At 71.4% G+C, this 22,037-nt stretch carries 18 protein-coding genes and 1 pseudogene; 9 read left to right on the top strand and 10 right to left on the bottom strand.

Annotation, left to right across the window (positions count from 1 at the left end):
* Positions 1–3: 3 nt before the first annotated feature.
* From AC0AIB_RS04660 to AC0AIB_RS04640, 5 genes are all read left to right on the top strand, one after another.
* Entirely contained in the window at positions 4–714 is a 711-nt protein-coding gene (locus AC0AIB_RS04660; RefSeq protein WP_328345755.1) for a response regulator transcription factor, read from the top strand.
* A gap of 68 nt (positions 715–782) precedes the next feature.
* Positions 783–1,739: a sensor histidine kinase gene (locus AC0AIB_RS04655; RefSeq protein WP_442930796.1), complete on the top strand. Its 957-nt coding sequence runs from the start codon at positions 783–785 to the stop codon at positions 1,737–1,739.
* A 163-nt stretch (positions 1,740–1,902) separates the two neighbouring features.
* On the top strand, positions 1,903–3,189 hold the full coding sequence (locus AC0AIB_RS04650; RefSeq protein WP_465096086.1) for an ROK family transcriptional regulator: 1,287 nt from the start codon (positions 1,903–1,905) through the stop codon (positions 3,187–3,189).
* Positions 3,190–3,216: 27 nt separating this feature from the next.
* Complete coding sequence (locus tag AC0AIB_RS04645; RefSeq protein WP_328345750.1) at positions 3,217–4,038, top strand: LacI family DNA-binding transcriptional regulator; 822 nt, start codon at positions 3,217–3,219, stop codon at positions 4,036–4,038.
* A gap of 126 nt (positions 4,039–4,164) precedes the next feature.
* On the top strand, positions 4,165–5,718 hold the full coding sequence (locus AC0AIB_RS04640) for a cellulase family glycosylhydrolase (RefSeq protein ID WP_328345749.1): 1,554 nt from the start codon (positions 4,165–4,167) through the stop codon (positions 5,716–5,718).
* Between the two features lie 333 nt (positions 5,719–6,051).
* Here AC0AIB_RS04640 and AC0AIB_RS04635 read toward each other — a convergent pair whose 3' ends face one another.
* Positions 6,052–7,608 carry an RICIN domain-containing protein gene (locus AC0AIB_RS04635; protein ID WP_465096085.1) on the bottom strand — a complete coding sequence of 519 codons (1,557 nt, stop codon included), beginning with the start codon at positions 7,606–7,608 and terminating at the stop codon, positions 6,052–6,054.
* Between the two features lie 270 nt (positions 7,609–7,878).
* Entirely contained in the window at positions 7,879–8,253 is a 375-nt protein-coding gene (locus AC0AIB_RS04630) for a UBP-type zinc finger domain-containing protein (RefSeq protein WP_328345745.1), read from the bottom strand.
* Positions 8,254–8,394: 141 nt separating this feature from the next.
* Between AC0AIB_RS04630 and AC0AIB_RS04625 the strand changes: the two genes are divergently transcribed.
* Complete coding sequence (locus tag AC0AIB_RS04625; RefSeq protein WP_328345744.1) at positions 8,395–8,991, top strand: alpha/beta fold hydrolase; 597 nt, start codon at positions 8,395–8,397, stop codon at positions 8,989–8,991.
* Between the two features lie 36 nt (positions 8,992–9,027).
* Here the strand turns inward: AC0AIB_RS04625 and AC0AIB_RS04620 are convergent, their stop codons facing one another.
* Both AC0AIB_RS04620 and AC0AIB_RS04615 read right to left on the bottom strand, forming a co-directional pair.
* A complete protein-coding gene (locus tag AC0AIB_RS04620) occupies positions 9,028–10,662 on the bottom strand; it encodes an ABC-F family ATP-binding cassette domain-containing protein (RefSeq protein WP_328345742.1) in 1,635 nt (544 codons plus the stop codon).
* Positions 10,663–10,732: 70 nt separating this feature from the next.
* Positions 10,733–11,689, bottom strand: coding sequence for a sulfotransferase family protein (locus tag AC0AIB_RS04615; RefSeq protein WP_465096084.1), 957 nt, complete (start codon positions 11,687–11,689; stop codon positions 10,733–10,735).
* On the opposite strand from AC0AIB_RS04615, the pseudogene AC0AIB_RS04610 reads away from it, so the two are divergent.
* Positions 11,619–11,930: pseudogene (locus AC0AIB_RS04610) on the top strand (Imm7 family immunity protein); the annotation flags it as partial. The gene AC0AIB_RS04615 and the pseudogene AC0AIB_RS04610 sit on opposite strands and share 71 nt — an antisense overlap.
* Before the next feature lie 35 nt (positions 11,931–11,965).
* Here the strand turns inward: AC0AIB_RS04610 and AC0AIB_RS04605 are convergent.
* The 6 genes from AC0AIB_RS04605 to AC0AIB_RS04580 form a co-directional block, all read right to left on the bottom strand.
* Positions 11,966–12,676 (bottom strand): hypothetical protein, encoded by a 711-nt coding sequence (locus tag AC0AIB_RS04605; protein WP_328345738.1) that lies wholly within the window; start codon positions 12,674–12,676, stop codon positions 11,966–11,968.
* Between the two features lie 103 nt (positions 12,677–12,779).
* Positions 12,780–13,772 (bottom strand): nitroreductase, encoded by a 993-nt coding sequence (locus tag AC0AIB_RS04600; RefSeq protein ID WP_465096083.1) that lies wholly within the window; start codon positions 13,770–13,772, stop codon positions 12,780–12,782.
* Positions 13,773–14,861, bottom strand: a complete 1,089-nt coding sequence (locus AC0AIB_RS04595) for a GNAT family N-acetyltransferase (RefSeq protein WP_328345734.1) — start codon at positions 14,859–14,861, stop codon at positions 13,773–13,775.
* Positions 14,858–15,298 carry a DUF4188 domain-containing protein gene (locus AC0AIB_RS04590; RefSeq protein ID WP_465096082.1) on the bottom strand — a complete coding sequence of 147 codons (441 nt, stop codon included), beginning with the start codon at positions 15,296–15,298 and terminating at the stop codon, positions 14,858–14,860. The genes AC0AIB_RS04595 and AC0AIB_RS04590 overlap by 4 nt, the downstream gene beginning before the upstream one ends.
* 2 nt (positions 15,299–15,300) lie before the next feature.
* The gene (locus AC0AIB_RS04585; protein WP_465096081.1) at positions 15,301–16,878 is read right to left on the bottom strand and encodes a phenylacetate--CoA ligase family protein; all 1,578 of its coding nucleotides are present in this window, start codon (positions 16,876–16,878) and stop codon (positions 15,301–15,303) included.
* Positions 16,879–17,655: 777 nt separating this feature from the next.
* Complete coding sequence (locus AC0AIB_RS04580; RefSeq protein ID WP_465096080.1) at positions 17,656–18,252, bottom strand: acyl carrier protein; 597 nt, start codon at positions 18,250–18,252, stop codon at positions 17,656–17,658.
* A 194-nt stretch (positions 18,253–18,446) separates the two neighbouring features.
* Here AC0AIB_RS04580 and AC0AIB_RS04575 point away from each other — a divergent pair, with 194 nt between their 5' ends.
* A complete protein-coding gene (locus tag AC0AIB_RS04575) occupies positions 18,447–18,755 on the top strand; it encodes a phosphopantetheine-binding protein (RefSeq protein WP_465096079.1) in 309 nt (102 codons plus the stop codon).
* A gap of 415 nt (positions 18,756–19,170) precedes the next feature.
* Positions 19,171–22,032 (top strand): AfsR/SARP family transcriptional regulator, encoded by a 2,862-nt coding sequence (locus AC0AIB_RS04570; protein WP_442930690.1) that lies wholly within the window; start codon positions 19,171–19,173, stop codon positions 22,030–22,032.
* Positions 22,033–22,037: the final 5 nt, after the last annotated feature.

Here is a 22,037-nt window from a genome sequence, read left to right as displayed (position 1 = left end):
GGAATGGGACACCGGGTGTTGGTGGTCGACGACGACCCCACGGTCAGCGACGTCGTCCGCCGCTACCTGGAACAGGACGGCTGCGAGGTCCGGCTGGCCGCCGACGGCGCCGCCGGGCTCGCGGCGATCGCCGCCCACCGGCCCGATCTCGTGGTGCTCGACCTGATGATGCCCGGGATCAACGGCCTCGACGTGTGCCGCCGCATCCGCCGGCAGCTCCCCGACCTTCCGGTGATCATGCTGACCGCCCTCGGCGAGGAGGCGGACCGGGTGCTGGGGCTGGAGGTCGGCGCGGACGACTACATGACCAAGCCGTTCTCGCCCCGGGAACTCGTGCTCCGGATCCGTTCGGTGCTGCGGCGTACCGCCGGGCCCGCCACCGGGTCGGCGGGCCTGGGCAGGCTCGTCGACGCGGAGCTCGCCGTCGACGTCGCCCGACGCGTCGCCGAGCTCGACGGCGTGCCGCTGGCGCTGACCGTCCGGGAGTTCGACCTGCTGGTGTTCCTGATGCGCCACCCCGGGCGGGCGTGGTCCCGCGCCGACCTGTTGGACAAGGTGTGGGGCTGGCAGTTCGGCGACCAGTCGACGGTGACCGTCCACGTCCGTCGGCTGCGCGAGAAGATCGAGAAGGAGCCGGCGGAACCGCGCCGCATCTGCACCGTCTGGGGCGTCGGCTACCGGTACGATCCGCTCGACGAAGGAGCCCGCCGGTGAAGGACACACTGCTCATCGGGCTCTACGCCCTCGCCGCCGGAGGTGTCGTCGGGCTGGCCGGCGCCGGGATGCTCCGGCTGCTGCGCGGCCGCTCGATCCTCGTACACGTCCTGGTGCTGCTCACCGTCACCGTGCTCGCCGTGGTCGTCGGCGTCGCCACCGTCGCCCAGGCCATGTTCCTGTCCCCGCACGACCTGTGGGTCGTCCTGGTCACCGTGAGCGCCTCCGCGGTGATCAGCCTCGCCGTCGGTGCCGTCTTCGGCAGCCGGCTGGCCGCCTCCGCCGTCTGGGCCCAGGCGGCCCGGGACCGGGAACGGCGGTTGGAGGCCGGACGGCGCGAACTCGTCGCCTGGGTGTCGCACGATCTGCGCACTCCCCTTGCCGGGTTGAGGGCGATGGCCGAGGCCCTGGAGGACCGCATCATCGACGACCCGGCCACCGTCGCCGAATACCACCGCCGCATCCGGGTGGAGAGCGACCGGATGGCGCAACTCGTCGACGACCTGTTCGAGCTGTCCCGGATCCACGCGGGCGCGCTGCGGCTCGTACCCACCACCGTGCCGCTGCGCGACATCGTGTCCGACGCGATCGCCGGTGTCGCGCCGCTCGCCGCCGGCCGGAAGATCCGCCTGGTCGCCGCGGACAGCGGCTGGCCCTCCGTACGCGCCGGTGAACGCGAACTCGCCCGCGTCGTCAGCAACCTGCTGATCAATTCCGTCCGGTACACCCCCGAGGACGGCACCGTGCACATCGCCGCCGGCCACGAACGCGACAGCGTGTGGCTGGCCGTCTCGGACACCTGCGGCGGCATCCCCGAGCAGGACCTGGACCGGGTCTTCGACGTCGCCTTCCGGGGCGAGCGGGCCCGCACACCGGGCACGGCCGGATCCGGTGGCGGCGGCGGGCTCGGCCTGGCGATCGTGCGTGGTCTCGTCGAGGCCCACGGCGGCCGCGTCGACGTGCGCAACACCGTCCGGGGCTGCCAGTTCGAGGTACGGCTGCCCGCCGCGACGGGCAGGTCGTGAGCCCGGCGTAGGTCGACGCGTACCGGCGGGCTGCCAGGGAGGCTCGCCGCGCGTAAGGCCCACCCGCGCCGAGGAGCGGAGCCCGGACCGGGCCAGGGCCCTACGACATCGCACTGCTTGTATACTTCCGGTCGGCCGACCGAACAGCCCTGGCAGAGAAGCAGTGAGCGGACCAGCAGCGAGCAAACCGCATGCGAGCAGCAAGTCACTCGTTCTCGACGCGATCCGGGCGGCCGGCACGATCAGCCGGGTCGGCCTGATCAAGGCTACCGGTTTCACCGCACCGACGATCTCCACCCTGGTCCGCAAGCTCATCAACGAGGGCCTGGTCGTCGAGACCGGTCACGCCAAGTCGACCGGGGGCAAACGGCGGGTCCTGCTCCAACTCGACCACGCCTCCCGGTACGCCGTCGGCGTGCACCTGGATCACGGCGTCATCACGTACGCGCTGACCAACCTGGGCGGCACCGTGGTGGCCCGGATCTCCCGTCCCGGTGCCGGCGCCGAGGAGCCGCCGATCGTCGTCGCCCGGATCGCCACCGAGATCGCCGCGCTCATCGCCGGCGTCGGAGTGGAACGGGCCCGGATTCTCGGCGTCGGCCTGGTGTTCCCCGGCCCGGTCGACGCCACCCGGGGCATCGGCGGCCCCCCGGACGTCGGGCTCGCCCCCGCCATGCGGCAGTGGAACGGGTTTCCGCTGGGCCGGGCGCTGGAACAGGTGACGGCGCTGCCGGTGGTGCTGGACAACGACTCGACCGCGGCGGCGCTGGGTGAGCACTGGACGGGCGGATTCGGCGCCGCGACCTCGGCCGCCGTCCTCTACATGGGCACCGGCATCGGTGCCGGCCTGGTCATCAACGGCGTCACCTACCGGGGGCCGAGCGGCAACGTCGGGGAACTGGGGCACGTCTGCGTGTCGGCCGACGGGCCGCGGTGCTGGTGCGGTGCCCGTGGCTGTGTGGAGGCGCTGGCCGGGCCGGCTGCGGTGGTCGCCGCCGCGCGGTCGGACCCGGCAGCGGCCCGGGCGGTGGGTTTCACGGTCGGCGCGCGGCGGCCCTCGGTGGTCGCCGACTTCGCCGCGATCAGCCGCGCCGCACGCCGGGGCGAACCGCACGCGCTGGCGTTGCTGGAGCGGTCCGCCCGGCACGTCGGGGCCGCCGCCCGGACGCTGGCGAACCTGATGGATCTCGAGGTGCTCGTGCTGACCGGGCCGAGCCTGGCCGCCGCCGGGTCGGTGTACCTTCCCATCGTCCGGCACGAACTCCGCGCCTCCTTCTCGCGGGGCACGCACACGGTCGACGTACGGCTCTCCCGTTCCGCCGCCACGGCCTCGGCCATCGGCGCCGCCGCCCTGGTCCTCGAATCCGAGCTCGTACCACTGGGTTCCGGGCCGCGCCCGCCCGAGCAGGTGACCGACGAGCGGGCGGGGCTCACCGAATCGGCAAGCTGACTGACCCGGGGGTGCACGGTGGACGACATGTGGAGGACGAGCGCGGTGGGCCTGGTGCTCGCCCGACCGCCCCGGCTGCTCGGCACCGAGCCGTTCTTCATGGAGTTCATCGCCGGCATCGAGGAACGACTCGCCGCCCACGGCCGGTCGGTGCTGCTGCATGTGGTCGCCCACCACGCCGCCGAGATCGCCGCCTACCGGCGGTGGGCGCAGCAACGGCTGGTCGACGCGATCGTGCTGGTGAACCCGGCGGTGGACGACCCCCGGCCGGCGGTGCTGCGGGACCTCCGCCTGCCCGTCGTGGTGGCGGGTGAGCCGACCCACGACAACCCGGCGGTACGGCGGGACGACGTCGGGTCGATGCGGGCGGCTCTCGCGCATCTGGTCGGACTCGGGCACCACCGCATCGCCCGGATCACCGGACCCGGCACTCTCGTGCACACCCGGACCCGCACGGCCGCCATGCTGGCGGCCGCCGTCGACGCCGTCGTGGTGGAGGGCGACTACTCGGCGGAGTCCGGGGCCAGGTTGACCGCCCGGTTGATGAGCGAGCCCGAGCCACCCACCGCGATCATCTACGACAACGATCTGATGGCGGTGGCGGGCCTGCACGCGGCCAAGGAGTCGGGCCACCGGGTTCCCCGCGACGTCAGCCTGATCGCCTGGGACGACTCCAGCCTCTGCCGGCTGGCCTCGCCGGCCCTCACCACGATGAGCCTCGACGTGCACTCGTTCGGCGAGTCGGTCGGCGACTCCGTGCTGCGGCTGATCAACGGCGAGTCGGTGCCGGAACGGTGGTGCGCTACCGAGACGGTGGTCGCCCGCGAGACGACCGCCTCACCCCGGTAGCGCCGCCGCGTACCCGCACCGGCGATCCGTCGAAACGGCATCGATGCGCTTGACTTAGTGAGGCTCATAAAGAAAGCTCGCACACGCGCTCCCATCGACGCTCCCCTCTATGACTAGGAGAGCCTCATGACACGTCGTCATGCCCTGCTGGCGTCGGCAGCAGCCGGCACACTGGTGGCCGCCAGCCTGACCGCGGCCACCCTGCCGGCCTCGGCCGCAGCCTCGGCCTGTGCGGTCACCTACACGGTGCAGAGCCAGTGGACCGGCGGGTTCAGCGGCAACGTCGCCATCACCAACCTCGGCTCCGCCCTCACCAACTGGACCCTGACGTTCGACTTCCCGCAGCCCGACCAACGGGTCACCCAGGGCTGGAGCGCCACCTGGTCCCAGTCCGGTGCGCGGGTGTCGGCGGCCAGCCTGAGCTGGAACGGCGCGCTGAACACCGGCGGGTCCACCACGATCGGCTTCAACGGGTCGTGGAGCGGCACCAACCCCGTACCCACGTCGTTCGCGCTCAACGGGACGACCTGCACCGGCACGGTCAGCCCCTCCCCCACCACACCGCCGACCACCGCCCCACCGACGACCACACCGCCCACCACCGCACCGCCCACGACCACTCCCCCGACGACCACACCGCCGACGACCACACCGCCGAGCGGTGCCGCGCCGAGCCTGCGGGTCTCCGGCAACCGGCTGGTCACCGCGAGCGGTGCCACCTACCGGCTGCTCGGCGTCAACCGGGCCAGCGGCGAGTTCGCCTGCGTGCAGGGCAAGGGCATGTGGGACAGCGGCCCGGTCGACCAGGCCTCGGTCGACGCGATGAAGTCCTGGAACATCCGCGCCGTGCGGATCCCGCTCAACGAGGACTGCTGGCTGGGCCTGTCCGGGTCGCCCAGCGGCACCACCTACCAGCAGGCGGTCAAGGACTACGCGAACCTGCTGGTCGCCAACGGCATCAACCCGATCCTCGACCTGCACTGGACCCACGGCCAGTACACCGGCAACATCTCGGCCTGCCCGGACGTGGACGCCACCTGCCAGAAGCCCATGCCGAGCAGGCAGTACACGCCACAGTTCTGGACCGGGGTGGCAAACGCGTTCAAGGGCAACGACGCGGTGCTGTTCGACCTGTTCAACGAGCCCTACCCGGACGCCGCCAACAACTGGTCGGACATGACGGCGGCCTGGCGCTGCCTGCGCGACGGCGGCACCTGCACCGGCATCGACTACCCGGTGGCCGGCATGCAGAGCCTGGTCGACGCGGTACGCGCCACCGGCGCCACCAACGTCCTGCTGGTCCCCGGGCTGACCTGGACCAACGACCTGACCCAGTGGCTGACCTACAAGCCGACCGACCCGCGCAACAACATCGTGGCCTCGTGGCACTCGTACAACTTCAACGCCTGTGTCACCGAGACCTGCTGGGACACCCAGATCGCGCCGGTGGCCGCGCAGGTGCCGGTGCACGCCGGTGAGATCGGCCAGGACACCTGCGCCCACGACTACATCGACCGGTTGACCACCTGGCTGGACCGCAACCGGCTCGGCTACACCGCATGGACCTGGAACCCGTGGGGTTGCAGCGGCGGCAACGTCCTCATCGAGGACTACGACGGCACCCCGACCAAGAGCTACGGCGAGGGGTACCGGGCCCACCTGCGCACCGTGACCCCGTAACGGCTCCCGGTGTCGCCGCCGTCCCCACGGGGGCGGTGACCCGACGCCGGTGGGTGTGGGTACGACGGTCGGCCGTCGTACCCACACCCACACCCGGTTCCCCTGCGACGGGGGCGTCACGGCGGGACGCGCCGGCCATCCGGGGAAGGTGGCGTCCCCGGGTGCCGGTGATCGAGATGGACGGCCGGGTCGGGCTGCCTCCGGGCCGGGGGCGGTTGGTGCGGCGTGGTGTGGGGCAGCGGTGGTGGCCGCCCCACACACCGGCCCGCACACCCCGGCCACCGGCGGGGCGTGCGGGCCACCGTGCATCCGTGCTCGTGGTCGGGACGACCGTCAGACGGCCGTGCGGGACCACTGCTGGTTGGCGCCGGTGTTGCAGGTGTACTGCTTGAGGATCACGCCGTCCGCGGTCGACGAGGCCGGAACGTCCACGCACTTGTTGCTGTGGCGGGCCCGCAGCTGGAAGTAGTTGCCGTTGGCGACAATCTGGAACTGCTGGTTGGTGCCGCTGCCACAGGTGTACTGGACGAGCTCGGCGCCGTCGGCGGTGGAGGCGCTCACCACGTCGAGGCACTTTCCGCTGTGCCGGCTGACGAGGCGCCAGTAGCCGCTGCCGGCGTCCTGGAACTGCCACTGCTGCCAGGCGTTGCCGGTGTAGGTGTACTGGCCGACGCGCGCGCCGTTGTCGGTGTTCGGTTGTTGGACGTCCATGGCCTTGCCGCTGTGCCGCACGGTGACCTGGTAGAACGTCCCCGTCGACGGCGGGGGCGTCGTCGGGGGCGTCGTCGGCTCGCTGCCGATGGTGTCGCCCCAGCCGTACCGGATCCGGTCGGCGCCGGAGGTGTTGCGGATGGTGAGGTTGAGGTCGGTGCCGCTCCCGCTGAGGGCGTACATCGAGTACCAGTCGTAACCGATGGTGCCGGGCTTGCCGCCGAGCGCGGGCCAGTAGGTGCCGCCCATCTGGTTGTTGCGCATGACCTGGGCCATGGCCCGGATGTAGCGCACGAAGTTGTCGGTGCTGCCCGCGTCGGCGTAGTTGCGGCCGTCGTTCATGGGCGCGCCGTACTCGGTGGCGACCGCGCGGGAGGCGCAGTTACCGAGGCGGGCCTGGATGTGGCCGAGGAACGCGTCGTAGGTCATCGCGCCGTAGAAGAAGGCGTAGTAGTGGAAGGACAGCAGGGTCGCGTTGAAGCGGCTGTCGTTGCAGATGTCGCGCAGGTCCTGGCTGAAGCCGGTGCCGCCGATCAGCACCCGGCCGGGCGGCGCCGAGGAGTGGGAGCTGAGCCAGTTCGCCGCGACGTTGCGCCAGTCCGCCGAGCTGTAGCCGTGCGGTTCGTTCATCGGCTCGAAGTAGACGTTGGGGTTCGAGGCATAGGTGTTGGTCACCGTGGTCCACATCGCGTTCCACGCGCCGAGGTTGGTGATCCGACCGCCGGAGGCGGCCCCGTCCTCCCAGTAGGCCAGGATGACCTTGAAACCACGTTCGGTGGCGGCGTCGATGGCCCCCCGATAGGCGTTCCACCACGCCGTCCCCACCGTGTGGGTGTTGACCGGCAGGCGGACGGTGTTGACCCCCATCGTGGCGGCCATGTCGTCGTAGAGGGCGTTGGCCTTGGCCCGCACCGTCGCGTTGCTGTCCGACGAACTCAGGCCCTGCACGACGAGGGGGCCCTTGCTGAAGTTGTCCCCCAGCACGGCCCAGTTCATGCCCCGGAACTGGCTGGTGGCCGCGGTGGCCGGTGACGACGTGACGACCACACCGCCGACCATCGCGGTCATCGCGGCCGTCAGCGCGACCAGCAGCCGCCGAACCGGCCGGGTGCGCGACGACGCTGCTCCGTTGCCGTCAGGTGTCGACGTCGGTGGTACTCGTCGTGGGACCACGAACATGCTGCCCTCCCGGGACGGTCGCGTATGTTAGCGCTAACATTAGCCAGGGCGTGCGTGGCGCCGAGCCCACCGCCCGACCTGGTTGACGTGCCGCACGAGCAGCCTCGGCCTGCATTCCGCCGAGGCAGGCAACATGTGTTCCGGTTGTTACGTGCGCATTGCAGACAAGTGTTAGCGATCGCATCTGAGGTGTCAAGACATCGAAGATGCTCATCGACCCGGGTTCCGCCACCGGCCCCGGCGCACCGCGCCGCGGGCAGGCCCCGGCAGTCAGTGCAGTAGGCGCTTCCAGTCCGCCGGCACCCGTCCGCGGGGACCGGGGGCGGGCTGGTCGAGCGGGCGCGAGGGCGGCCCGGCCAGCTCCGGCCCGTCGGGGTGGAACCGGTCTTCGGAGTAGTCCCAGAACCACGACTCACCGGGTTCGAAACTCCGGACCACCGGATGCCCGGTCGTGGTCGCGTGTGCCGTCGCGTGCTGGCCCGGCGAGGAGTCGCAACAGCCGACATGGCCGCAGCCGGCGCAGCGGCGCAGGTGGAACCACCACCCGCCGGAGGACTCGCACTCGACGCAGCCGGGGCCGCTCGGTGGCACGGCCGGGTTGATCGCCGCTCCGGTCACGGGCGGTGGCTCTGGCTGGTCGTTCACGATCAGTTCCCTTCGACTCGCGGTGGCTCCCGCCGGTGCCCGTTTCCCCGGCCGGGTGAGCCGGTCGATCGACGGACGAGACGGTGCGCCGATGGTCCGACAATAGAGTCGACCCTCCCACCAGCATCCGGAGGTACCGCGATGTCCACCACCACCGCACCGCCCGGCAAGCCGACTGTCGTCCTCGTCCACGGCGCCTTCGCCGAGTCGGCGAGCTGGGACGGCGTGATCGCCGGGCTGCTCGGCGACGGCTATCCCGCGGTGGCCGTGGCCAACCCGCTGCGCGGTGTCCCGCACGACGCCGACCACCTGCGCGCCCTGCTCACCGGACCGGTCGTCCTGGCCGGGCGGTTCCCCGGCAGTTCCCTGGGCGAGACGCTGGCCGCCGTCACGCTCCCCGGCGGGGACACCGACCTCTACATCCAGCAGAACCGCTACCACCACCAGTTCGCCGCCCACTCGACGGCGGAGCGGGCTGCCGTGATGGCGGTGACCCAGCGGCCGATCACCGAGGCCGCCCTGAACGAACCCTCCGGCGAGCCCGCCTGGCGATCGCTGCCGTCCTGGTTCCTGTTCGGCAGCGAGGACCTCAACATCCCGGTCGCCGCCCACCGGTTCATGGCCGAGCGGGCGGGCTCCCGGCGTACGGTGGAGGTGCCCGGTGGTTCACACACCGTGGCCATCCCGGAGGCCGCCCTGCTCGTCGACCTCATTCGTGCGGCCGCCGGCGCCTCCTGACGGAACGGACCACGGGGTGACCGGTCAGCGCGCGGGTCACTGCGGCGGCTCGCCGAGTTCGGTGAGCCGGCCGTCGGCCAGCCGGAGCCAGCGACCCACGGTGATCTCGGCCAGGAACCGTTGGTCGTGGCTGACCACGACGAACGCCCCCCGGTACGACAGGAGCGCACTCTCCAACTGCGCGACGCTGGTGAGGTCCAGGTTGTTGGTGGGCTCGTCGAGCAGCAGCAGCTGCGGCGCCGGTTCCGCGAACAGGACGCAGGCCAGCGTGGCGCGCAGCAGTTCGCCGCCGGAGAGCACACCGACCGGCAGGTGGGCGCGGTCGCCACGGAACAGGAAGCGGGCCAGCAGGTTCATCCGGTCCGCCCCGGTCCGCGACGGCGCGAAGGCGGCGAGGTTCCCGGCGACCGTACGGTCCGGGTCGAGCAGATCGAGACGCTGCGACAGGTACGCCACCCGCCCCTGCGCCCGCATGACGGCACCGGCGAGCGGTTCCTGGTCGCCGCTGATCAGCCGCAGCAGCGTGGACTTGCCCGCGCCGTTGGGCCCGGTCAGGGCGATCCGTTCGGGGCCCCGGATGACCAGACCCACCCCGTCACCGGCGAATACCGGCCGGCCGGCGTAGGCGGCCCGCACACCCTCACCGTGGAAGAGGGTGCGGCCGGCGGGCACCGTCGGGTCGGGCAGGTCGACGACGAGGTGGTCGTCACGGCGGGCGGCGGCGCTCGCCTGGTCCAGCCGGGCCTGGGCGTCGCGGGCCCGCGCGGCGTGCACGTCGTTGGCCCTGGCCGCCGACACCTGCGCGTCCCGCTTGAGGTTGCCGGCGACGATCCGGGCCAGCCCCGCGTCGGCCAGGTTCCGCGAGGCGGTGGAGGCACGACGGGCCGACCGCTCCCGGGCCTGCTGGAGTTCGCGCCGCTGCCGCTTCACGTCCTGCTCGGCCTGGCGTACCTGTCGCTCGGCCACCTCCCGCTCGGCCTGCACCGCCTGCTCGTACGCGGTGAAACTGCCGCCGTACCAGCGGATCCCACAGTGGTCCAGGACGGCGATGCGGTCCATCTCGTCCAGCAGTGCCCGGTCATGGCTGACCACGAGCAGGCATCCGGTCCAGGAGCGCAGCACGGCGGTCAGTCGCTCCCGTGCCCGGCGATCGAGGTTGTTGGTCGGCTCGTCCAGCAGCAGCACGTCGGGCCGCTTGAGCAGTTCGGCGGCGAGGCCCAGGGACACCACCTGGCCGCCGCTGAGGGTGCCGAGCCGCCGGTCCCACGTGACGTCGGTCAGCCCGAGCCGGTCGAGTTCGGCGCGGGTGCGTGCCTCGACGTCCCAGTCGTCGCCGACGGTGGTGAAGTGTTCCTCGGCGGCGTCGCCGGCCTCGATGGCGTGCAGCGCGGCGATGACGCGGTCGACCCCGAGCACCTGGGCGACCGTCTGGTGCCGGGCGAACGGCAGGTGCTGGGGCAGGTAAGCCAGCACCCCCTCGACGGTGACGCTGCCGCCGGTCGGACGCAACTCACCGGCGACGAGCCGCAACAGGGTCGACTTGCCGGCGCCGTTCGCGGCGACCAGGCCGGTACGGCCACCGGGGACGGAGAACGACAGGTCGGTGAAGACCGGGGTGTCATCCGGCCAGGAGAAGGACAGGGCGGAGCTGACGACACGACTGTCGGACATGGTGACCTCGGAAGACGGGTGGACTGGGCGGGCATCCGGGGGTAGCGGGGATTCGCCGAGGACGGCGTGGTCACTCGTATCCCATGGCGGGGATGACCCTGCCGAGTGCCTCCTCGACGAACTCCCGGGTTGCGGCGTCGAGCTGGTCGCTGCGGTTCGTCAGCCGGTGTGACCGGAACGTCGAGGGGGTGACGACGTCGTCGACGCCGAGCCGTGCGAACAGGGCGCGGCGCTGCCCGGGCCAGTCGGCGGCGAGGTCCTCCGCCCGCACCTCGACGTACCGCCTGGCCGTCAGGTCGACCGTGTCCCGCCAGGCGAGCCATCGGTGGTAGACCGGCGTGAGGTAGGCGAGTGCGCCGTGCACGGTGGGCGGCGCCCACGGCTGGGCAAGGTGGGACGCGAGTACGGAGACCGGGTGACGCGTGATGTGCACGATTGTCGCTTCGGGGACCAGTTCCCAGAGGAAATCCATGCAGAGCATGTTGAACGGTGTCTTCTCACACCAGGTCGGCTTGCCCGCGTCGGCGGCTGCCCCGTCGAACAACCCGTCGACCAGACCCCGCAGGATCGCGACCAGGTCACCCCGGTCGCTGAAGTACCGGGGAACCACCCGTCGGCGGCTCGGCGGCGCGAACGGCCCGGCCGGCCGGTCGGCGTCGCCGAAGCCCTCCGCCGGCGCAGGCTCGTCGTAGGTGGTCGCGATCAACTGCGGCCAGAGTCTCTGCACCGCGTCCCGGTAGCGCCGCTCGCCGACCAGCTCGGGAACGGTCCTGCCGCGATCGTCGCGCCGGCCGGGCACTCGTACGGTGAGCAGGTCGCTCAGCCGGCGCAGGGCGTCCTCACCGACGCCGGGCTCGAACCGGCTGGTGAGCGCGTCGGCGAGGTCCCGCAGACCACCCGGGTCGACGAGGAACCGGGTCTCCATGGGAATCCGGTGAATCAGCGGGTGTTCGCCGATGACGTCGGCGATCCGTGACGTTCCCGAGCGACCCGTGCCCGCGACGAAGACCGGCGAAGGAAAGGGCATAGTGAGCACAGTCAAACTCCCGGTCCACTGCCTGCGCAAACCCTTTTGTCCCCGTCGCGACGGGAACACGCGTCCCCCGTCCGGCTCGCCGTACACTTCTGCCGTGTTCGAGTACCACGGGTGGGTCACCCTCCGCTCGACCGCCGAGGCTGTCGACGACGACCCGCCCCTGCGCCTCGACGAGATCCGGGAGCTGGTCGACGAACTCACCGGCCACGGGTTGGTCGACCTCCGCCCGGTCGACGGGAGAGTCGACCGGCGGATGTGGTGGTCCGCTCAGCCACCCTCCGGTGCGTCGTCCGCCCGCGCGCTGACGACCTGCTCCCAGGCGGGCACGGGCAGGCGGGCCGCGGAGTTGATGGTCAGCTGGTGCCGGTCGCCGAGACCGTCCTCGGCGTGGATCCGAATGTCGAACGGGTCGATCTGCACAAGGCCGTGCACGGTGAACGATCCGAGGTGATATCCCTCCGCGAGCCTGGGTTGCGGCGGGAGGGGTGCGCGACCCAACCAGGAGAAGTCGGCGTCCGCCGGCCGCACGCCGCGTGCCGCAAGCTCCTCCCGGAAGGTCTGATACGGCAGCCAGGGTCCGGCACCGAGGCGGTACTCGACCCTCGTGACGCCCGCGTAACCGGGGCCGGCGTTCGACAGGTGCAACTCCCACCGGTCGTTGTTCGCATCGTGCGGCGTCCACGAGTACCCGAAGCGGGGCTGGTTCGCCCGGGCGAACTGGGCTCGCGTCAACATCAGACCGGCGAGGGCGGCACCGATGGCGGCGGTGGTCTGCAGGTCGATCAACGAGAACCGCAACGGCCATTCGGCGAGTGCCCGGATGTCGACATTGCGGCGGACGGCCTCCCAGCCGAAGTTCACGCCCAGCAGACCGAGCGCGATCGCCGGAAGCACAGTGAACAGACGCGACCGGTGCACGGTGTGCCAGTGCGGCACCCCACCCGGCGCTCGCGTACCCGTGAAGACACCGTCAGTCACGGTCCCGACCGTAGCCGGGTACCGCAACCGCAGGGGCCCTGCGCTCAGCCCGGGCTGCGGACGAAGGTCTTGTTCACTCCGCGAGCCGTCGTCGTCCTGCTGATCACGAGCCGGTCGGCGGTGCAGCGGCACAGGCCGGAACCCGGCGGGCCGACCGGGGTGCGGGACGGGTGGGCCGCCCCACCCGGGTGACGTGCAGCAGGCGTTGCGGTGCGACGTCGAGCAGCGTCCCGAGCGCCGCCCGGGTGGCGGCGACGTCGATGAGCTGGCTCAGCGGATGTGCCGCCAGCCCCGCCGTGTGCAGGGTCAGCCAGCTGCGCAGCAGCACCCGCCCGAACTCGACCTGTCCGGGCCGGTCGAGGTGTTCCGGGGCGAGCAGGACCAGCACGGTGCCACCGTGGGCGAGCGGGTCGCCCCCTGCGGCGGCGAGTAGTCTCGGCAGGCCCAGCGGGCGCAGCAGCGGGTACCCGGCCAGTGCCACCCGCAGCCCGGCGGCGGCGGGCCGGGACAGCGCGAGGCACCTGTCGGTGAGCCCGTCGGCGTGGTAGTCCGGATGGGTCGGGTCCAGCCGTAGCCAGCGGCGCAGCTCGGCGACGACCGCCGGGTCCGCGTACGACCCGCGGTCGGCGGCGCGCAGCAGGGCGCCGAGCCGGTCGGCGTGCGGCACGGTCCGGATGCCGCCGCCGGCGGGCCGGGCGACCGCGTCCAGGGCGGCGAGGACGTCAGGTTCCACGCCCCCGGCGAGGGTGCCCCGGTGGGTCCGACGCTCCCACACGTCGGTGGTGCGGAACGGCGTCGGGTAGCGGTGCGGGGCGGGCCGCAGCAGCCCCACCCACCTGTGGCGTTCGTCGTGGTCGGCGAGGTACTCCAGCCGCAGGCCGGCGTCGGCCGCGACGATCAGGCAGGTCTCGACGAACGCGCCGAGGGACAGCCGCAGGTCCCGGCCGGTGGGGTCGGCGGCGGGCAGGGTGTACGCGGGATCCCAGCCGATCCGGACCGCGTCGGGTTCGTAGCGCAGCCGCCACGGCTGGGTGTTGTGCGCGCTCGGGGCCCGCCAGCACCACGGTTCGAGTGCGCGGAACGCGTCGAGGTCCACCTACCGCTCCTTGGCGTAGAAGGTGTACCCGTGCAGCGGGCGGCCGCCGAGCCGCCGGTACTGGGCGGCCGACGCGGCGTTGTCCCGCTCGACGTAGGTGCTGCGCAGCGTGGTGTAGCCGGCGGTGTGCAGGTTGCGGTGCAGGTGCGTGGAGAGCAGCCGTTGGTAGCCGCGCCCCTGGTGCTGCGGAAGCACGCCCTTGACGATCAGCACCGCCTCCCGCCGGTACCGGCGGCGGGCGGCCAGCAGCCGCGCCTGGTTGACCAGGTGCAGGTCGCCCCGGACGGTGATCAGGAACTCGCTGATGTCGGGTACGCAGAGCACGAACGCCACCGGCTCGCCGTCGCGGGTCAGGTAGAGCAGCAGCGACTCGTCCAGCAGGTACGCCAGCCCGTCGGTCTGCCGCCGCAGCTGCGCGGCGGAGATCGGCGTGTAGTAGCCAAGCTGGGCGAAGGAGGCGTTGAGCATCCCGCGCAGCAGGTCGAGTTGCGCGTCGAGCCGCCGCACGTCCCCCCGGTGCAGCACGATCCGCGCGCCGTCCGGGTCCACCTGCACCGGCGGGGTCGGCTCCGGTGGGGCGGGCACCGGGCAGATCCAGGTGTCGGACTCGAACCGGCGGGCGAAGCCGTACGCCTCGTAGGCGGTCGCGTACCACGGCGGGTTCCAGGCGCTGTCGACGAAGCCCCGCTCGGCGTAGCCGGAGGTGATCACCCCGCCGGCCTGGTTGGGCAGCAGCGCCACCGGGCCGAACAGCAGTTCCCGGTCGGCGTCGGCGTGCGCGGTGATCGCGTCGAACAGCGGTCGTGCGGCCGGCTCGGTGAACTCGGTGAGCCCGAAGAGCTGGCACCGGCGGCCGAGCTTGGCGTCGAAGTCGGCGTCGGTGTGCAGGGTGGTCCGGCCGACCACCGTGCCGGTGGCGTCGCGCAGCAGGTACAGCGGCACGCCGTCGCGCCACCAGCGCCGGATCTGCTGCCGTGGGGTGGGCACGTGGCGTGGTTCGCCCGCGTACAGCCGGTCGCCGAAGGCCAGGAACCGCCGCAGGCCGCGCCGGTCGGTGACCCGCGCGAACCGGTGCCGGGCCGGGCTCATCGGCGCACCGCCGGCCCGGTCGTCTCCGCGCCCAGCGGGGTGAAGGTGTCGATGTGACCCAGCTGTGCGTCCTCGGCCCGCCAGGTGCCGTTGGAGTAGCCGTCCGGTGCGGCGGTGTAGAGCCGGATGAAGCCGGCGGTGGCGTTGCGGGTGCCGTCGGTCAACCAGAGCATCAGCCGGCGGTGGTGCCGGGTCCGGGCGAAGCGCAGCATCGCGTCGCGGTCGGTGAAGAACGCGATGGTGCCGAGCGTCAACGGGAACTGCCAGTAGACCGTGTGCCAGCAGTAGCCCTTCATCCGGCGCATGTCACGGACCATCCGGAACCAGGCCGGGGCCAACCGCAGCAGCACCAGCGGGTTGGCGTAGCGGGTGCCGCCGATGAACATGGCGCCGGCGCGGCCCTGCGCGGGGGCGCGGGAGAAGTCACGGGTACGCATGGTCACCTCACCAGGTAGCTGTTCTTGATCTTCTGTTGGCCGGCGAACGGGCCGGTGCCGGGTTCGTGCAGCTCCACCCGTAGGTCGCCGGCGGTCGGGTCCTCCACCAGGGACTGGGCGAAGTCGCGGGAGACCGAGGTCAGGTGCCGACGCACCCCCCGGCGGCACGCGTCGGCGAGCGCGTCGCGCTCCGGGGCGGCCAGCGGGCGGCGCAGTTCGAGGTGGATCACCGGCCGGGTCTCCAGCGCCGCGTCCTCGACAAGCGCCAGGCAGAACCGGCTGATCTCGGCGGCGGACGGGTTGCCGACGTAGAGGCCGTACTCGACGTCCTGCGGGTAGAGGTTCGCGCCGAGGTAGGAGACGGTGGAGTCGCTGCGGCCGAAGAGCAGCAGCAACGGCAGGGTCATCCGCTCGGCCGAGACCGCGGTGCGCAACTCGGCCCGGCGTACCGGATCGGCCCCGACCAGCTCGACGACCCGCCGGTACGACACGAGCAGCGCCTCGTCCCCGACGTTGTACCGCAGCCGGGGTTGGAGCACGTCACCGCCGGTGACCGTGCAGAGCAGTTCCCCACGCTCGTTGGTCTCCAGGAAGGTCGCGAAGGGGTTGTACTGGAACACCATCGGCAGCCGTTGCTCGCCTGCGCCGAGCAGGGCGTCGCGCAGCCCCCTGTCGGTCTGCAGGCGACGCCGCAGCCACACCGTGAACCGGGTCTCCGCGCCGATGCCGATGCTCAGGTCGGACGCCCCGTACGCCGACCGGACCAGGTCGAAGCGTTGCTCCAGGTAGTCGCGCAGCGCCTCGGTCATCCCCTCGCCGCCGCAGCTGGCCGAGACCCGGTACCGCGACCAGGGGAAACCCTCGGCGTCCAGCCGGTCCCGCAGGTGCTTCAGGAACGGTGGATAGGCGGTCACCAGGTAGTCGAAGTCGGGGCCGAACTCCCGCAGCGTGTCGATGATCTTCCCGAGGTCCGGGCCGGTGTTCTTCACCACCGCGATCCGGGCCATCGCCGCGCCGGTCGTCGTCCCGGTCGCCCAGGCCCCCATCGAGTAGGCGTTGATCACGAACGGCCGGCGCATCGGGAAGACCAGCCCGGTGTAGCCGGCGATGTCCCGGTGCACGGCGCGGAGCTCCCGCTCGCTACGGGGCCAGTTGAACGGCCGCCCGGCCGAGCCGGCCGACTCGTCGACGACCACCCCCCGGGTGGGCAACCGCCCGTGCCGGCAGCGGGCGGCGGCGTCGTGGGCCACCACGTAGCTACGCTTGTCGGTCTCCGGGAAGTCGACGAGCCGGCGGCGGACGCCCGCCGGTCGGGCGTCCAGGAAGGCCCGGTAGGCGGGGACCTGCCGGGCGGCCCGGGCGCAGACCGCCCAGGCGTACGCGGCGGCCAACCCGTCCAGCGCCGGGTGGTGCCGCCGGGCCACCCACCGCCAGCCGGCCCGATGTCGACCGACGAGCCGACCCAACCCGGCGACCGCCCGGCCGAGGACCCCCAGCCCGACCTGCCGGCCGTACGCCATTACGGTCGGCAACGGTGGGACGGTACGCAGGGCGACGGGTCGGTGCGGTAGCTCGGCCATGCGCAACACTCTGTCCGCACCGACACGCCGACGCCTGAGGTCGGATGCGGTGCGCAGCTGAGTATCCCTACTCGGTCGGCGGCGGAAACGGTGCGTGGCCCGGTGCCTGACGACGCCCCGCGCCCGGACGGGAGCCGCACGATGCCGTCCGCCGGGGACGGCGACCATTCACCGGCCCTCCGCGGGCGACTCGCTCGTGAAGGTGCCCCGGATGGGCGCGAGACCGGCGGATGCTCGCCCATCTTCCAGGGATGACGTGGGAATCGGCAGAGTCGACCAGGCGCGCGCCGCGGGTCGCGGCGAACCAGCCGTCCACTGCGGGTAACAAAGGGTCCGACACCCGTCAGATGGGCCAGCGTAAGATCAATTTCTGTCGCCGGACGACGACGACCCCGAACCCGAACCCGAACCCGAGAATGATTCGCCTATTGCGGACTGGATACGCGCGCCCTTCCCACATTGCCGGCCGTGGCGCACCGACTCCGTGGACGCTCGCACGGCCTGCCGGCACCACCGCTCGGAGAGCGTCGACTCCCCGATCCGTTCACCGTTGGGCGGCGCCATGACTGTGCCGAAACCGGGCGTCCCGGCGAGCGGAACCGGGCTCCGGCAGCCGAATCGAACCGGGCCTTGCTCAGCCACCCGTCAGGTCGCACTGGACCTGCACCGGCTCCGTGAGACGGAACCGGAAATGGGTGGCCCCGGTGGACGCGGAACAAGTGTTGCCGGACGGTGGGGATGCCCGGGAGAGCCGATCATGAAGACGTCCCCACCTGCTCACTGCCGTTGCAGCGCCCGGGGCTCACGCAGCAGGCCGGCGACGCCGCGGATGCTGTAGGTGCTCATGAAGTCGTAGACGTCAAGCGCCTGGCCGAAATCGTCTTCGATCTTCGCGAGGATCTCGACCGCCACCATCGAGTCGCCGCCCAGGTCCAGGAAGTCGTCGTGCACGCCGATCCACCTGAGGTTCATGGTGCTGCTCCAGATCGACAGGAGCCGTTCCTCGATGCCGTCGGCCGGCCCTTCGGACAGGGTGCACGTGCCGGCGACGACGGCGGACCGGACGTACTCGGTGTCGAGCGCGTCACCGGCGAGCGGCATGGCGTCGACGAGCAGCACGCCGTCCAGTCCGCAGTTCGCACCGAGCCGGTCCCACACATAGCTGCGAAGCTCCGGCCCACTCACGTACTGGGAGAACTCGACCACGCCGATCGTGGCGTCCCGATCGTCGTGGCGAATCGTCGTCGCCCGTGCGTCACGCACGGCCGAATGCCCCCGCAGGGTGGATGCGAGCTCCGTCAAGCCAACCATCAACCGCTCCTTCAGTAACGGCGGCAGTCCGAGCCGTCGGCACGGATCGACAACAATCGCCAATGTGTCACGGAAATCCGGGTGGCCGCAGAGAAACATCGGCAGAAATTCCGGAAGAGGCCGACCGCCGTTGCTTCTTGCCGCCGCCCCTTGCCTAACCCTGTCGAATCGGGCCACAATTCACGCCGACGGGTGGCGAGACTGCGACCGACCGCTATTCGACATCACATTGTCGTCGACCCAGGGGGTAGTGCCCGATGAACGAGATCAGCTACGCACAGTCATCGCTCGTCGAGGAGGACGTGCCGAGCACCGCCACGGAGCGGGCCATCGCCGAGGTGTGGGCCGAGGTACTGAACCTCGACGAGGTGGGACGGCACGACAACTTCTTCGACCTCGGCGGCCATTCGGTGCTCGCGACGCAGGCGGTGGCCAGGTTGAGCGTCGCGCTGGGCCGGGACCTGCCGGAACGCGCCCTGTTCGACTGGCCGACCGTCGCGACCCTGGCCTCGGCTCTGCCCGGCTATCCCGTCTCCACACCGGACGTACCGATCAGGCGCAGGTGACCGGCGGTCCGGGGCACGGGGCCGCACCTCGGGCGGGACAAAACGATCATGCCGGAACCTCACGACATGCCGGAACCTCACGACATCGAGCGACACCAAACCATTCAAGATAATATACCGAGATTTCGCCCGTATGCTGCGGCATTAACAGCATTCATGTGCCGTCACACCGCAGCATGAAGAATTGAGGCTACCCCCCGGCGGCCGGCTCGGCGTACCACCCAGGCCCGCCCGCTTGCCAAGCGCACGACGGCCGGGCAAAATGGGATTGACGCTCGTCGTTCAGACGATCCCGTATGCTGCCGACATGGTACGAGTCGAGTTCCGGGTTCTTGGAACATTGGAAGCCGTGGTCGATGGTTCTCCCGTGCCGATAACCTCTCCGCGGCAACGTATAGTGCTGGCCAATTTGCTGATGGCCGCCAACCATGTCGTGACCGTCGAGAAGCTGATCGGTGCCGTCTGGGACGCTTCCCCGCCGCCCAGCGCGCGCGGTCAGATCCAGATCTGCATCTCCGCGCTGCGCCGGGCGCTCGGCAGTCCGGAGATCATCGACACCAACCCACTGGGGTACTCCATCCGGGTGGACCGCCAGCAGCTCGACTACCTCGTGTTCGACGACGCCCTCGCCCAGGGTCGCTCCGCCGCGGCCAACGGACGGCTGGACGAAGCGCTGGCCCACCTGGACCGTGCGATCGACATCTGGTCCGGCCCGGCGTTGGGCGGAGTGCCCGGCCGGGCCGCGGAGATCGCCTCCCACCGGCTGGAGGAACGACGGATCATGGCGCTGGAGGACCGCGCCGAGATCCGTCTGGGTCTGGGCGGTCATCGGGAGCTGGTCGAGGAACTGGTCGCGCTGACCACGGAACACCCCCTGCGGGAACGCCTGTGGGGATTCCGGATGCTCGCCCTCTACCGATCAGGACGCCAGGCTGAAGCGCTGGCGACGTACCGTCTGGCCCGCACCAACCTGGTGGGCGAACTGGGCATCGAGCCGAGCCAGTACCTGCGCAAACTGGAACGCGCGATCCTCAGCCAGGACAGCAGCATCAGCGGCGACGTGGACGAGGGCGGTACCGGGACCGCCACGGGCCTGCACCGGCCGCAGGAGTTGCCCGCCGATCTGCCGGACTTCGTCGGCCATGCCACGCTTGTCGACACGTTGACTGCCACGCTGACCAGCGAGGACACCACACAGGTGCCGATCGCGATCATCACCGGCGCACCGGGCTGCGGCAAGACCTCGCTGGCCCTGCACGTCGCCCACCTGTTACGCGCCAGATTCGTCAACGGCAGCCTCTACGCCTGCCTGTACGGGAGCACCGCCCAACCACGCTCGACCGACGCGGTACTCAGCGACCTCCTGCACGGACTCGGCGTCGCCCCGGCGGCGATCCCCGGCACGCGGGGTCAGCGGATCAACCTGCTACGCAGCCAGCTGGCGACCCGGCGGCTGCTGATCGTGCTGGACGATGTAGGCAACGAGGACCAGATCGCCGATCTGCTCCCCGGCGTGCCCGGTCCGGCGGTGCTGATCACCAGCCGCCGCAGGCTCGCCGGCATCCCGGGCGCCCGCGCCGTCGATGTCGACATGATGTCGGCCGCCGAGAGCCTGACCCTGCTCGGTCGGATCTGCGGGGAGCAGCGGGTCACTGCGGCACCCGACGCCGCGGCGGAGCTGACCCGGATGTGCGGCGGCCTGCCCCTGGCCGTCCGGATCGCCGCGGTCCGACTGGCCGCACACCCGCACTGGGCGGTCGGCACCCTGGTGGACCGGCTGCGCGACGAGCGGTCCCGGCTGGACGAGCTCTCCCACGGCGACGTCGCGGTCCGTTCGCTGCTCGCCGACGTGTACGAGTCACTCACCGCACCGGCGCAGACCCTGTTCTGGCTCCTCAGCGCACTGGAACTCCACGAGTTCAGCGCCTGGACCGCGGCGGCCCTGCTGGACTGCGACACGAAGCGGGCGACGGCGCTCCTCGACGAGCTCGCGGACGTCCGGCTGCTGGAGGCACACCTCTCCGCGCTCACCAGCCAACCCCGCTATCGATTCCACGAGCTGGTACGGGTGTTCGCGACCGAGCACCGGTTGACGCAGGGCGACCAGAAGGCGTACACGGAGGCGGTCACGCGGTCGCTGGGCGCCCTGCTCGCCCTGGCCGAGGAGGCTCATCAACGGATCTACGGGGGGCGCTTCGCGGTCCTGCACGGGACGGCGCCCCGGTGGGCCGGCGCGCGTGCCGAGTTCGACCGGTTCCTCGGCGATCCGACGGCCTGGTTCGACGAGGAGCGGATCACGCTGGAGGTGGCGGTCCGCCAGGCGGCGGAGCTGGAGCTGGACGAGTTGTGCTGGGAGCTGGCCGTCGTGTCGGTCACCATGTACGAGAGACGCGGCATGTTCGCCGAGTGGCGTACGACGCACACCGTCGCGCTGGAGGCCACCAGTAGGGCCGGCAACCGCCGGGGTGAAGCCGCCGTGCGGGCGTCGCTCGGTTCGCTGGGCGTCGCCCAACACGCCGAGGACGACGGCGAGAACCTGCTGCACGCCATGGAGTTGTTCGACGCGGCAGGCGACGAGGCCGGGTCGGCACTGACGCTGCGCAACCTTGCTCACCTGGACCGGATCCAGGGCCGGCCCGCCATCGCGGTGCTCCGTTACGAGCAGGCCCTGGCGAAGTTCCGGACCGTGGGTGACCTGGGCGCACAGGCCCATGTGCTGAGTGGACTGGCGCGTTGCCATCTGGATCTCGGTTCCCCGGCACAGGCCGAGACCCTGGCGAAGGAATCGCTCGCCCTGGGCGAACAGCTCGGTAACCGGCGCCTCCAGGCACAGGCGTTGTACCGGCTCGGTGAGGTCTTCGCCGACTCCGGACAGTCGTTGACCGCCAAGGCGGTCTTCCAGTCGGCGCTGGATCTGGCGCGGGCACAGGACGACCGCGTCGGCCAGTCCTACGCCCTCAACGGCCTCGGCAGGGCCATGTTGGAGCAGAACGAGTTCACCGCGGCCGAGATCCATTTCAGCGAGGCGGTCGAGCTCTGCCGGGTGACGCGCGAGCGGAACGTACACGCACACGCCCTGTTCGGGCTCGGCCGGGTATACCTGGGCCGGGGCGAGTTCGATACCGCGGAACAGTTCTTCGTGCAGGCCGCGAACGCTTTCGCCATGCAGGAGAACAACCCCTGGCACTCGCGTTCCATCGAAGAGCTGGGCGCGTTGCGCCAGGCTGCCGGCCGGCTACCGGCGCGGGGTGGGAACGAGTCGACCGGAGGTAGGTGAGGACC

Source organism: Micromonospora sp. DSM 43699 (genome assembly GCF_055517075.1).
The sequence above is the reverse complement of the archived record's forward strand: the minus strand, read 5'-3'. Positions and strand labels throughout refer to the sequence as shown.